This window comes from Puia dinghuensis (genome assembly GCF_014642875.1).
In the GTDB taxonomy this organism is placed as follows: domain Bacteria; phylum Bacteroidota; class Bacteroidia; order Chitinophagales; family Chitinophagaceae; genus Puia; species Puia dinghuensis.
Genome location: NZ_BMJC01000002.1, coordinates 1179045 through 1192691 on the forward strand (window position 1 = coordinate 1179045; position 13647 = coordinate 1192691).

General features: G+C 53.1%; 9 protein-coding genes and 1 other RNA gene. 3 read left to right on the forward strand and 7 right to left on the reverse strand.

The window, feature by feature from the left end; translation table 11 throughout:
- Nucleotides 1-59 precede the first annotated feature (59 nt).
- The 4 genes from ssrA to IEY39_RS13010 form a co-directional block, all read right to left on the reverse strand.
- Nucleotides 60-432: a transfer-messenger RNA gene (gene ssrA / locus IEY39_RS12995) on the reverse strand.
- Nucleotides 433-635: 203 nt separating this feature from the next.
- Entirely contained in the window at nt 636-2009 is a 1374-nt protein-coding gene (gene rseP, locus IEY39_RS13000; protein WP_188932110.1) for an RIP metalloprotease RseP, read from the reverse strand.
- Nucleotides 2010-2040: 31 nt separating this feature from the next.
- Nucleotides 2041-3210: a 1-deoxy-D-xylulose-5-phosphate reductoisomerase gene (locus IEY39_RS13005; protein ID WP_188932111.1), complete on the reverse strand. Its 1170-nt coding sequence runs from the start codon at nt 3208-3210 to the stop codon at nt 2041-2043.
- Between the two features lie 17 nt (nt 3211-3227).
- Nucleotides 3228-4721 (reverse strand): GH3 auxin-responsive promoter family protein, encoded by a 1494-nt coding sequence (locus tag IEY39_RS13010; RefSeq protein ID WP_188932112.1) that lies wholly within the window; start codon nt 4719-4721, stop codon nt 3228-3230.
- Between the two features lie 197 nt (nt 4722-4918).
- On the opposite strand from IEY39_RS13010, the gene rplU reads away from it, so the two are divergent.
- The 3 genes from rplU to IEY39_RS13025 all read left to right on the forward strand — a co-directional run bounded on the left by rplU (nt 4919) and on the right by IEY39_RS13025 (nt 7498).
- A complete protein-coding gene (gene rplU / locus IEY39_RS13015) occupies nt 4919-5218 on the forward strand; it encodes a 50S ribosomal protein L21 (RefSeq protein WP_188932113.1) in 300 nt (99 codons plus the stop codon).
- A gap of 75 nt (nt 5219-5293) precedes the next feature.
- Nucleotides 5294-5560 (forward strand): 50S ribosomal protein L27, encoded by a 267-nt coding sequence (rpmA, locus tag IEY39_RS13020; RefSeq protein WP_188932114.1) that lies wholly within the window; start codon nt 5294-5296, stop codon nt 5558-5560.
- A gap of 342 nt (nt 5561-5902) precedes the next feature.
- Nucleotides 5903-7498, forward strand: coding sequence for a DNA polymerase/3'-5' exonuclease PolX (locus IEY39_RS13025; protein ID WP_188932115.1), 1596 nt, complete (start codon nt 5903-5905; stop codon nt 7496-7498).
- Nucleotides 7499-7586: 88 nt separating this feature from the next.
- Here IEY39_RS13025 and IEY39_RS13030 read toward each other — a convergent pair whose 3' ends face one another.
- From IEY39_RS13030 to IEY39_RS13040, 3 genes are all read right to left on the reverse strand, one after another.
- On the reverse strand, nt 7587-11369 hold the full coding sequence (locus tag IEY39_RS13030; RefSeq protein WP_188932116.1) for a sensor histidine kinase: 3783 nt from the start codon (nt 11367-11369) through the stop codon (nt 7587-7589).
- Nucleotides 11366-12202, reverse strand: coding sequence for a nucleoside triphosphate pyrophosphohydrolase (mazG, locus tag IEY39_RS13035; RefSeq protein ID WP_188932117.1), 837 nt, complete (start codon nt 12200-12202; stop codon nt 11366-11368). Before mazG ends, IEY39_RS13030 begins: the two co-directional genes overlap by 4 nt.
- A gap of 91 nt (nt 12203-12293) precedes the next feature.
- Nucleotides 12294-13556 carry a DUF3667 domain-containing protein gene (locus tag IEY39_RS13040; RefSeq protein WP_188932119.1) on the reverse strand — a complete coding sequence of 421 codons (1263 nt, stop codon included), beginning with the start codon at nt 13554-13556 and terminating at the stop codon, nt 12294-12296.
- Nucleotides 13557-13647 lie beyond the last annotated feature (91 nt).

Genomic DNA, 13647 nt, shown 5'->3' on the forward strand with positions numbered 1-13647 from the left:
TTCGACCGCTATCAACGAAAAAAGCCCCTGCCGGAGGCAGAGGCCATCTTCTTTGTCATTGGTGGAGGTGAGGGGACTCGAACCCCTGTCCAAACATAATCGCCAAAAGCTTTCTACATGTTTATTCCGGCATTGATTGTCGGGAGGCGGCCGGGGCCGGACAAACCAACCTCCTCCTTAGCTGAATGGGCTTAAGCAACAGGCACAGCCTTCTGTTGCAGCATCCCGTGTTTGTGTTGAGTCGGCGGTGCAGCGTGGTAACGGGCGAACCGGCCAGCACGGCCCAAATGACTATCTAATCACTGATTAGGCAGCCATGGCATACTGAGTATTGCCATTTGAAGTTTGAATATTCAGATTAACGTGCTAATTATCCAACGCACGACATGCTTACACCTTCAAAGATCTATGCTGTCAAAACCAGGCACCCCCAATTTTGGTCAGCGCCGGCCGGGGAAATGGCGGCGGAACAGCAAATATACGAAAAAGTTGGAACCCGGCCATGGGCAAGTCACGGGCGCGGTTGGGCGAGGCGCGGTTGGGCGACGGGCGCAAAGGATGTTCCGCGGCGCCTGGCGCCGGACGGGGAAGCCGGTACATTGGCGGTGAGACCGGCTTATTGGCAGCGAGCCGGCCTATTTGAACTTGAAAGCGTGGAAGATGTCCAGGCCGAGGGCGTAGGCCATCAGGCTGAACAGCAGTACCATTCCCACCATCTGGGCGTATTCGATGAATTTGTCGCTGGGCTTGCGGCCAGAGATCATCTCTACAAGAGTGAAAAGGGCATGACCGCCATCCAACGCCGGAATGGGGAGGACATTCATAAAGGCCAGCAGGATGCTGAAGATGCCCGTCAGCGTCCAGAAGCTCTGCCAGTCCCATGTGGAAGGGAAAATGCTGGCGATGCTGATGACGCTGCCGAGAGAGTCCTGCGCCTTTACTTCCTTGGAAGTGAAAAGCAATTTCAGGTTGCGGATATAGTTACTCAGCGTCTCCATAGCCTTATTGACGCCCGCGGGAATGGCCTGCCAAAACGTATAGGTCACATGCACGCTGCCCAGGATATCCTCCATAGGCTTATAGTGCAGCCCAAGCGCCCCCTTTTCCTTTTCGTTACGTTGTATCTGCACCTGCACGGTATCGTGACCATTGCGGAGATAGGTGAGCGAGACCACCTTCTCGTCCTTTATATAATCAAACGTAGTGTCCTTGATGAGATCGGATAAGTATTGGATAGGATGGCCGTCGATGCCGATGAGCGTGTCCCCCTTGCGGACATCTCCCTTTAGTATTTTGGACCAGGGCATCACGGAATCGACGACATCGGGATAACGGACGAGCGCCAGCCCCAGCAGCCGATTCTTATTCAGCTGACCGATGACGCCGGGGGGAACGGTGAGCTCCACTGGTTTCCCGTCGCGCAGGACGGTGATAGTCTTCGCCTCGTTCATGATGATCTCGGACCCCGCCGACCCATGCCTTTCGATGGGTTTGCCGGCTACGGCGATGATATTGTCGCCATCCTTCATCCCTATTTTACGGCCCAGGCTATCCGCATATAACCCATACTTGAGATTGGAGACCGGTACATACCTATCGCCCCATATCCACATGATCATGATAAAAATGGCAAAAGCCAGCAATACGTTGACCGTAACCCCACCCAACATGATGATCAGCCGCTGCCAGGCCGGCTTGCTGCGGAACTCCCAGGGCTGGGGCGCCTGCTGCATTTGCTCTTTGTCCATGCTCTCGTCGATCATCCCCGAGATCTTTACATAGCCACCGAAGGGGATCCAGCCCAGTCCGTATTCCGTCTCGCCAATCTTCTTTTTGAAGAGGGAGAACCAGGGGTTGAAAAATAAATAGAACTTCTCCACCCGGCATTTGAACCAGCGCGCCGGCAGGAAGTGGCCCAGCTCATGGAGCACCACCAGGATAGAGAAGGATAGGATAAACTGGAGGACTTTGGTTCCGATGGAGGCCCACTCGATTGCTAGTAATACCATATTATACATTTTGACCGGGCTGCGCCCGGTCCTATAACTTTATTAAAGATGCGGCAAAATTACGAGCCTCCCCATCGCTGTCAAAATATTCTTCCAGCGTGGGATTCGGGATGAACGGCAGCTCCTGCATGGTTCGTTCGACCAGGTCGGTCATATCGAGAAAGCCGATGCGGTTGCGCAGGAAGGCAAACACTGCGATCTCGTTTGCCGCATTGAGCACACAGGGGAGGTTGCCTCCTTTATTGAGCGCTTCGGTGGCAAGGACCAGGTTACGGAAGGTTTTAGTATCCGGTTCTTCAAATGTCAGCGTGTTGGGCTTCCGGAAATCATAACGGGGGAAATTGCTGGGGATACGCCGCGGAAAAGCAAGGGCGTACTGGATGGGCAGCTTCATATCCGGAAGGCCCATCTGCGATTTGATGCTGCCATCCTCGAACATGATCATGCTATGTATAATGCTCTGAGGATGAATTACTACCTGTACCTGATCGGGCAGCAAGCCAAAGAGCCAGCGGGCTTCGATCATCTCCAGTCCCTTATTCATCAACGTGGCAGAATCGATGGTGATCTTGGCCCCCATACTCCAGTTCGGATGCTGTAAGGCATGGTCGCGTTTGACATTGACGAGGAAATTGGGCTTTTTGCCGAGGAAGGGGCCGCCGGAGGCCGTGAGAATGATCTTCTCGATGCGGTTGCGGGTCTCGCCGACAAGACATTGAAAGATGGCGGAATGTTCCGAATCCACCGGGATGATCGGGGCCTTATGCTCCATGGCCTTTTTCATGACGATGTCCCCGGCAACGACCAGGGTCTCCTTGTTGGCAAGCGCTATCGCCTTACCATTACGGATTGCGCACAAGGTGGGGCGAAGACCGGCAAAACCGACGATGGCGGCCAGCATCATATCATATATATCCATCGCAGCCACTTCCTCCAATGCTTTCTCACCGGCAAAAACCTTAATGGGATGACCCGCCAGGGCGGCCTTCACGTGGGAATATTTCTTATCATCGCCTATGACGACAACATTGGGGTTGAAGTGAAGGGCCTGTTTGATCAGGAGATCGTCATTACTATGCGCCGTCAGCACCTCTACGCTAAAAATGTTCGGATTGGCGTCGATGACTTCCAACGCCTGTTTGCCGACGGAACCGGTAGAGCCGAAAATAGCAATGCGTTTCTTTACACTGGCATTTGACATACGCTTATAATTCTTTGTTACTCGGTGTACTTTTCCAGTTCGACAGCCAGATTCCGATCGTTGCTCAACCGGGGAACCTTGTTCTGCCCGCCTAATTTCCCTACCGATTTCATATAATCGATGAAGCCATGCTTTTTTATGGCGCGGATCTTTAAGGGCTGCAGGATGTGTCCCGTGATGAGGTCGTCGTAATAGATATTCTTTTCGCGGAGGTTGTGGTCGACTTTATCGGCAAAGGCAGCCAGATCACCCGGCTTATTCCCAAACTCAACAAACCATTCGTGGTAAGACTTGCCTTTCTCCTGCTGGATCATTGGGGCGACGGTGAATTCGGTGATATGCAGACCGGCTTCTTCCGCCGCCTTCATCAGGCTGTATTCCACTTCTTCGCCAATGACATGCTCCCCAAAGGCGGAGATGAAGTGCTTGGTCCGCCCCGTCACGACAAGACGGTAAGGGTTCACCGACGTGAAGCGTACCATATCGCCGATGCTATAGGCCCAGAGTCCGGCATTGTTGCTGACGACGAGAGCGTAATGCTCACCGGTGGTAACGTCCTTCAGCGAGAGGCGCCGCGGGTTTTCCTTCCCCAGTTCGGACGCTGGAATGAACTCAAAGAAGATGCCACTATTGGTGTTGAGAAGGAGCCCTTCCTCTTCGCGGGAGTCCTGGAAGGCGAAAAAACCTTCGGAGGCCGGGAAAGTCTCGATGGTATCCACCTTTTTCCCGATGGTGTCGAAGAGCCGATTCTTGTACGGTTCGAAGTTGACGCCGCCATGCACCAGGACGGAGAAATTGGGGAAGATGTCCTTTATGGGCATGCCTTTCAGTTCGGTGAGGCGATCGAAATACATTTGTACCCAAGGTGGAATGCCACTGATAAGCCGCATATCCTGCAGGAGGGTCTCTTCGACGATCTTATCCAGTTTGGTCTCCCAATCCTCGATGCAATTGGTCTCGTAGGAAGGCAATTGGTTGGTGCGGAGATAACCGGGCACATGGTGGTTGACGATGCCGCTTAGCCGGCCGGTGGGGATGCCCCCTACCCTCTCCAGCTCGGGCGAACCCGAGAGAAAGATCATCTTCCCGTCGGCGAAGTCCGTGTTGCCGGTGGACGCCATATAGCAAAGCAGTGCATTGCGTGCCGTGTTGATATGGTTGGAAATAGATTCTTTCGAGATGGGAATGTATTTGATGCCGCTGGTGGTGCCGGAAGTCTTTGCGAAGTAGATGGGTTGCCCCTTCCAGAGAACATTATGTCTTCCTTCCTTGATCAGTTGAATATAGCCTGAGAATTGTTCGTAGTCCCTCACCGGAACCGCCTGTACAAACTCTTCATAGGTCTTCACTTCTCCCAGCCGGTGTTCGGTACCAAAAACCGTCTTGCTCCCTACCCGCAACAGCTCCTTAAAAATAGCTTCCTGATCTGCGGTTGCCGTCGTCATCCCCTTCTGTATGGCCTTATATATATATGATGCAAAGGGCCTGGCAAGGAATGATTTGATCTTCATATTCATGGGGGCAAACGTAAGATAAAATGAGCAATGGACAATGGGTAGCCGCGGGTGTGGTGCGACGCCCTAAGGCGTTGGTTTTGAGGGGCTGGGCTGCAGAGGTGGAGAAATTGGGTTATTTTTGGGTTTCGGTGTGGTTTTTCTTTCTCTTTTCGTGAAATCCCCTTACCTTTGCAGCCCTAATATTATTTATCATGTTAGCAGTTGTGAAAATAGCCGGGCAGCAGTTCAAGGTCCAGAAGGACCAGACTTTGTATGTTCCCCGTATCGCGGGCAACGCCGGTGACAAAGTCGAGTTCGGTGAAGTCCTTCTTAGCGACGGCGACAAGCTTGCCGTTGGCAAGGATGTGAAGGCTGTCATCAAGGCCGAGATCATCGATCACGTTCAAGGTGACAAAGTCATCGCCTTCAAAATGAAAAGAAGGAAAGGTTTTCGTAAGAAGCATGGTCATCGTACCCACTATACGAAGATCCGTATCAACGGTATCGAATAAACTTGGAGCCGAATCCGACGACATTAGGCGGCGGCTCTGGGCATAATTAAAGTTAAAAGATTCAAACTTTAGAATATGGCTCACAAAAAAGGTGAAGGTAGTGTAAAGAACGGCCGCGACTCGCAAAGCAAGCGTTTGGGGGTTAAGATCTTTGGTGGTCAGCCCGCCATTGCCGGCAACATCATCCTTCGTCAGCGCGGAACACAGTATCATCCGGGCAAGAATGTAGGTGTTGGCAAAGACTATACGCTGTTTGCATTATCTGATGGTCTGGTTGAATTCAGAAAAGGAAAAGGCGATAAGACCTTCGTTAGTGTCAACGCAGTTGAAGCAGGTGCTTAGAAAATTTTTTGGATTTTTCAAAAATTTTTTTTGGAACTTCCAAAGAAGTTTCTATTTTTATGAGTGTAAATTGTTTTACTAACCAATTTAAATTCAAAAAAAATGGCAACTGCAAAAAAAGCCGCTAAGAAAAAAGCCGCTCCTAAAAAGAAAGCTGCTCCCAAGAAGAAAGCCGCTAAGAAAGCTGCAAAGAAGAAATAGTTCTTCCTTAGTGCAGAAAATAATAAAGTCCCGAAGAGATTCGGGACTTTTCTTTTTTGGGGCGGGGAAGCGTGAAATGCAGGACAGGCAAGGGTTTGCGCGGGAGGACCGGGTTTGCGGGGGAAGACGTACCTTCGGCTTATGACTATCGACAACGACTATATCGCCGAACAATTCAGCCTGCTGTCCAAACTGATGGACATCCATGGCGAGAATTCTTTTAAGAGCCGGTCGTATTCCTCGGCTGCCTTTACGCTCGAAAAGCTGCCACCGCTGGAAGGGCTGCCACTGGAAAAGATAACCGCGATAAAAGGCATCGGTGACGCCATCGGCAAGAAGATCCTGGAGATCCAGCAGACCGGCGAGCTTCGGGTACTGAAAGAAATTGTCGCCAAGACCCCGACGGGCATCATCGAGATGTTGCAGATAAAGGGACTCGGCCCGAAAAAGATCGCCACCATCTGGAAAGACATGGAGGTCGAGTCCATCGGCGAGCTCCTGTACGCATGCCAGGAGAACCGGCTGTTGCTCTTCAAAGGATTTGGAGAGAAGACCCAGCAGAATGTCCGGGAGGCTATAGAGTTCAGACTTAAACATACCGGCAGTCATTTATATGCGGAGGTAGAGGCGCTGGCTTTAGCGCTGGATGCACAGCTGAAACAGGCTTTCCCTACCGAACGGTTCGAGCTTACCGGGGATTTCCGGCGGCAGCTGGAGGTGGTGAGCAAGCTGCAATGGGTGACGACGGCGGATGCAGCCGCGGCAAAGGCGTCAGTGAGTGCAGATGAGGGGGTAGCCATCGAGTTTATTCACACCGCACCGGAAGACTTTGTGCGCGTGCTGTTCGAGACGAGCTGCAGCGGGGAGTTCCTGGAAGATTTGAAGGTAGAGGGAAAGTTTGCGAGCGAAGAGGAATTGTTTGCCGCAGCAGGCAAGCCGTATGTCTCCCCGGTGGGCAGGGAACAAAAGGGGTGGGTGGAAAAAGGGAAGGTGATTGTCCCCGGAGATATCCGGGCCGTGATCCACAGCCACAGCACCTGGAGCGACGGGTCGAACACACTGGAAGAAATGGCCGCGGCCTGTATTGAAAAAGGATATGAATACCTCGTCATCAGCGACCACAGCAAGAGCGCTTTCTACGCCAACGGGCTGAAGGAAGACCGGATAAAAGAGCAACAGGCCCAGATAGAGGAGCTGAACCGGAAACTTGCTCCCTTTACGATATTTAAAAGCATCGAGTGCGATATCCTCAGCGACGGAAAGCTGGACTATACCGACGATGTTCTCGCCACCTTCGACCTCGTCATCGCCAGCGTACACTCCAACCTCAAGATGAGTCAGGAGAAGGCCATGAGCCGGCTGCTGAGAGCGATTGAAAATCCATACACGACTATTCTTGGCCATATGACGGGGCGGTTGCTGTTGAGCCGACCAGGGTATCCGGTCGATCACAAGGCCATCATCGACGCATGTGTGCAAAACAATGTGGTCATCGAATTGAACGCCCATCCGCGGCGGCTGGATATGGACTGGCGGTACATCGGTTATGCGCTGGAGCAGGGGGCGATGATCTCCATCGATCCGGACGCACACTCGGTGGGGGGGATCGACGTAATCCGGTATGGGGTGCTGGCAGCGCAGAAGGCCGGGGTGACGGCCGAGCAGAACCTGAGCAGCTTTGGGTTGGAAGAGTTTAAAGAGTGGTTGCTGGAGACGAGGGAGGCGAAGGGGATTTAGGTTTGCGGCGTGCGCCAGGGATCGGAGCGGCAGCCCGCAGCAAAGCGAGGACTAAAGCAGAGAGCCCGGCCCGAAGGGGGCGCCCACGTTAGGTCGCAGCAGCAGCCGGGGGTGGAACGATCTGCGTCGCCCGGAGAATGGGCAGCTCGACATAGAATGTAGTCCCCTGCCCTTCTACTGTTTCAAACCAGATCTTGCCCTTGGCCTGCTCGACGATGGTCTTGCTCATGGCGAGGCCGAGACCGGTGCCGGAGGATTTTGTGGTGAAATTGGGGATGAATATCTTGGACTGCATTTCCAGGGGGATGCCTTCCCCGTTGTCGGTTACTTTTACCACGATGCTCTCTTCCCGCACTTCTTCACTGACGCTGATGACCCGGCGGGTCTTGTTGACGCAGGCCTCGAGGGCATTCTGGAGGAGATTGGTGAAAAGCCGGTTTAGCTGGGTCTTATCCGCATAGACCGTGATACGATGATGCACCGGCACCCATTTAAAGAGCAGGTTCTCGGTGGTCTCATAGAGGGAGACAAGGGAATAGAGCATTTCATGGAGATCGAAGACCTCCTTTTTCGGATTCCCGATATTGGCAAACTGGGCGAAGTCGGAGGCGATCTTCGACAGGTGGTCGATCTGCTCGACAAGGGTGCGGGCCACGCCGGCGGCCATTTCCTTGACATTGGCGGAGTTGTTGTCGATGGCCTTCTGCAGGTATTGGATACTCAGCTTCATCGGGGTCAGCGGGTTCTTGATCTCGTGTGCCACCTGGCGGGCCATCTCGCGCCAGGCGCCTTCCCGTTCGCTCTTGGCCAGCGCAGCGGCGCTTTCTTCGAGTTTCCGCACCATCTTATTGTATTCCTTTACCAGCCCGCCGATCTCGTCGTTGCGGTTCCATTCGATGACCTCATTGGTCTTACCCAGGTTGATCTCCTGCATTTTCTTCGAGATGAGCAGGAAGGAGATGGTGATGCGGTTCGTCAAAAAGAGGGCAATGGTGCCCGCTATGAGGAAGATGAAGGCATTGAGGTTGATGATGGTGACGAGGAAGTTGGAGATCTCCTCTTTCAGCTCGTCCTGGGTCGTAAACGAGGGGATGTTGAGATAGGCATAGGCGTTGCCGCTGTCGTCGCGCAGGGGACGGTAGACACTGAGATAGGGTACACTGCCAATGCGCTCGTCGTTGGGGAACTGAATGGTATTAAGGTCATGCAGGTTGTAATAGGCCAGGGGATGCATCTTCTTGCTCAATATACCCTTGTTGTAGACAAAGAGGTTGGACGAGACCAGCAGGTTGCCGTCGAGGTCATAGATGTTGATATCCGTGCCATGGGTCTGGGCGAGATCTTCCGTCAGCCGCTGCAATACCGTTCTCGACCCCTGGTAAAAAGGCCGTTCCCCTTCCCCACCCACCTGTCCGGCGAGCTTGCTCTGCATTTCACTGACCATGGTCTGCATGGTGCGGCTGAGCCTGTCCTGATTGTTGCGGTTGTAGCGGTTGATAAAGAAGATGATGGTCGCCACGCCGATGACGACAAAGGAGAAGAGGCTGATAAAGATGATGGTGGTATGAATCTGCGACCGGATGTTCATCTGCCAGTAGGTACGCAGCTGGCTCCAGTGCATCCGTGACCAGATGAGCAGGGCCGCCACCCGGAAGATGGCTACGAGAAAGAGGAAGGCGCTGAACAGATAGGCGAAAAGGGTGATGTCCTCCAGGGAGGAGTTATCCCGTTTGACGACCACCACATAGTCGTCGTCCGATATGCGGTGCCAGAGTTCGTCATAGCCATCCTTCTTGACGTGGGTGAAGTCGGTGGCGGGGATCTGCTCGTCGGTGAGATGGGTGGAGAAGGGATAGTCGCTCTTCTCGCTTACCAACTCCCGCTTGTTGTAAATCGCGTAATATTCGGGCAGATCTCCCGACTTCTGGTGGAACAACTCCGGGATGAGGGCGTCGTCCCCCTTGTATATTTTCGGATCGGAGAGGATGAAGATATACCCGGCCATTTTCCCCGTCGTATCGTTGCGCAGGGTCTTCCGGTAGATGTAGGTGTATTTGTCGAAGCTGCGTGAGTAGTATTTCAGATCGGGGACATCGGTGCCCTTGCCGACGGTGAAGATAGTATTAAGGGTATCGTAGGAGATCGGCGGATCGTTGTACAGCGGTTTCTCATCGCCGTCAAAAGTATAGATACGGGTGTCGAAGGTGTTGGTATAGGCGGTGAAGGCGCGGTTGATCATGCTGTCCTTGATGGACATGTTCTCCACCGGGTCTTTGAACCGGGCGAAATGCAGGGAAAGGTAGTCGTTGTCGACGTATCCAAAGCCGATGTTCAGTATCTCCTCTCTGTCGGGGTCGGCCTGATCGGCGAGCTGCTCGGCCATTTGACGGCGGTTGAGCTCTTCCATCTTCCGGTTCTCAAACAGGATGACGGCCGAGATAGAAGTAGAGAAGATGAACAGCCAGAACAACACCTCGGAGACGTTGAAGCGAAAGCGGAGATCGGAGAAGATGCGGCGCTGCATCAGCCAGGTATAGGCGAGCAGCCAGACGAGGACGAAGATATCGAGTTCGACGGTATCGGTGTTGCGGATAAAGGTGAGCAGCAGGAGGCCCATCGTGGCGATGAGGATATAGAGGACGATGGAGAGGCTCCTGATCAGGTAGCCGATGAGTTGGAAAAGGGTCTGGGAAAGGAAGAAATACCCAAGGGCCAGTGCGGCGAGGGCTATGAAGCCGACAAAGCTATAGTTGTTTAAAAGGCTGAAGAAATTGGTGACATTGAAGGAGATCTTCGCGTCCATCACCAGGGACTGAATGATATTGGCGAACTCGAAGGTGGTGATGACCAGCAGGGCCAGGCCGATGATGGTGAATATCCAGTTCTTCCAGCGGTGCACCGACTGGGGGATCGTGTAATCGCTCAGCTCGCGCCGGACAAAGAGGATCATCCAGCAGAACAGGAAGGAGTTGATCAGCAGGTCGCCCAGGGATTTCAGGACAATGCTCGAACTGTAGATACTGGGGTCGAAGAGATCGTACTGCCGGAGATTGAGCAGGCCCGGCGAGACATAGGTGATCACCCGCAGCAGCAGGATGACGGTGATGAGGAAGCCGATGCCCCAGGCAGGTCCCCACTTCTCCCGGATGCTATGGGCGATGTTGTGGATGATGATCAGAACGAGGAAGGTCCCCAGCAGGATCACCAGGGGGATGGACCAGTTGTGAGCGGAGGCAAGGTAGCCCGGTTTTTTCTGGAGGTAGAAAAGAGTGCTGTCACGGATATCCTTTACGGGGAATTCGGTAGGGGTGGAAACGATCTGGACACGGTCTTCCGCCGAAGGGATATCGACAAATTCCGGGGTGAGGTTGGAGATGGTGATGAAGTATTGCCAGCGAATGGGGATAAGGGCGATGGCGATCATCGACCGGCCTGTCGCCAGGGGAACGGTATTGCGGATATAATCATATTGCCCGTTGGCGAGATGGATGAAGCCGGTGCCATCCACACCTCCCACGAGGACATTGGGGGGCAGGGAGCGCTGTTCGTTCCAGAAAGCGAGAGTGCCGGGGTTGCCGGCGGAGTCGGTGCCATAAAGAAAAATACCATACTTCTTTTCGAGGATGGTCTCGAGTTCGGGCTTGGAATACCGGTTCGCAGCCAGCCGATTGAGAAAGGCGGTGTCCTTTGACAGCTGGCCAAAGTCCTGTTGCCGCTGTTGTAGAAAGGACTGGATGGAGTTGCGCAGCACCTTGACGGAAGCATCGCTGCCGAAGTACAGGTTGAGGAAGTAGCCACTCAGCAACAGCACGAAGGCAGCAAGCAAAAGATAGATGTTCCTGCGGAAAATATCGATAAAAAAGGACTTCAATCCGAAGAATTTTGTTGTTTGGGGGCTCCGGGGGCGTCGGTTTCGCGGGATTTGGCTTTAATCGAGTTCCACAGGGCGTCCATTTCCGCCAGGGTCATGCCGGCCAGGGTCCGGCCTTGCAAACGGGCCTCTTCCTCCATGCGGGTGAAGCGGGCGATGAATTTCTTGTTTGTTCGCTCCAGGGCGCTCTCGGCGTCTATATGCAAAAATCGTGCATAATTAATTAGCGAGAAGGAAAGATCGCCGAATTCTTCTTCGATGCGGTCGGGATCCTGCAGGGCTATGGCATCCTGGAGCTCGGCCATTTCTTCCTGCACCTTATCCCAGACCTGGGCTGTCTCGTCCCATTCGAAACCCACTTTCCCGGCTTTTTCCTGTAGCCGGGTTGCCTTGACGGTGGCAGGCAGGGAGACGGGGACGCCGCTGAGGACCGACTTCTTGCCTTCCATGAGCTTTAGCTGCTCCCAGTTGCGTTTGACGTCCTCTTCGTTGTTGACGGTGACGAGGCCGGGATGGGCAGAAGTGTCGCCGTAGATATGGGGATGGCGGGCGATGAGTTTGTCGCAGATGCCGTTGAGCACCTCGTCGAGGGTAAACTGTCCCTCTTCTTTGCCGATGCGGGCATAGAAGACGAGATGCAGGAAAAGATCACCGAGTTCTTCCTTGATGCCCTTCCAATCATTTTCCGTGATAGCGTCCGCCAGTTCATAGGTCTCTTCGATGGTGAGTGGCCGCAGGGTGCGGATCGTCTGTTTCTTGTCCCAGGGGCATTGTTCGCGCAGCTCGTCCATAATCTTGACCAGGCGCTGGAAGGCCGTTACGTTTTCATTCATAAATCGCTGTTTTTCTTGGGATGCTTCGCATCCCTGATCAAAGGCTAATGTCTGTCCTTCGGACGAGATGCTTCCAGCATCTCAGGCCTAACTATACCGAGAACACGGAGATCAGCAGGAAGGTGGACAGCAGAACCAGGTTGATGACAAACATCAGGCTGCAGATAAAAAAGTATTTCAGAAAAGTCTTCCCCCTCCCCTGGCCATAGAAGCCCCGCATCGCCTTGTACAGATAGATGAGCATCCACAGGAAAATCGCAAAGTTCGCCAAATCTATGACAATATGCAACCATTGCGCTGTGGTGGCATTCCTCAGCGCATACAGCATCATGTACAGGAAGAGCTGGATAAAGGTGGCGCAATAGACGTGGATGGCGAAGATGCCATGGTTGACATAGTAATATTGCTTGTGCCGGTAGTATAAGATATTCATTATCAGGGCAAAGATGGGCAGTGATATCCAGAGTATCTTAGGGAAGGAATGAAAGATGTTCTCGAGAAGATGTTCGGTAAAGAGCTGCTGGTTCTCCTCGAACTCCTGCTTGACCACGGTGCCGTGGCGAACAATGAAGCGCCTGAGCCAGCCGTCGCGGAGGCTGTCCGGCAGGGTTTTTTCAGCGGAATCGTACTCCCCGACAGTGTTGTAGTCGATGTCGACACCCAGGAAGTTGAAATTTTCTGTGGTGGCGGAGGCGGCGCTTGCCTTGGAATAAGTGCGGATCGCCTTGCGGAATTTCTTTGATTGAACGAAGCTGAGATTACTGCGGGAAAGCGAATCGCCGTAAGCGGCGGCGAGGATGCTGTCGAGCCCCTTATTGGAAAAAATCTGTTTTGCCGTATCTCCATACTTCTTTTTTATCCCCGCAATCTCGATGTTGCGTTTTTCGAGGCTCTCCCGGTAGTCGTCCTTATCCTCCTCGTCGGCTGCAGCGAGCTTTTTTTGGAGGCGGGCGCTGTCTGTTCTGAGATCGGCGAGGCTGTGGGTTGTCTTCTGCGTCTCTTCCTGGTCTTCCTTCATCACCCTGGCCATCTTTTCGGGTCTGCTCATCGAAAAAAGGACAATGAAAAAGATGGCCGATGTGAAGACGTACATCCTCACGGGGTTGAGATAGGCCATCCGGCGACCGCGCATATATTCGAGGGAGAGGAAACCGGGTTTTTTCAGGAGGTATTTCAACGTGGCGAAGAATTTCCCGTCAAAGTGAGTAATGTCGTTGAAAAAGTGCTGGACGAGGTGCCAGACGGTCTCCTTGGGCTCGAGGTTCTCCTGGCCGCAGACGTGGCAATAACGGCCAATAATTTCCGTCTGACAATTCAGGCAGGTCTTTTCCTTTCTTTCCTTTAGGTGGGACAAAGCAGTTAAATTTTCTCCTAAAATAAGAGAATCAACGGGGTTTCGCGTATTAAATTGATTGTTTTTTCGTTACGGGATAGGTTCTAAATTT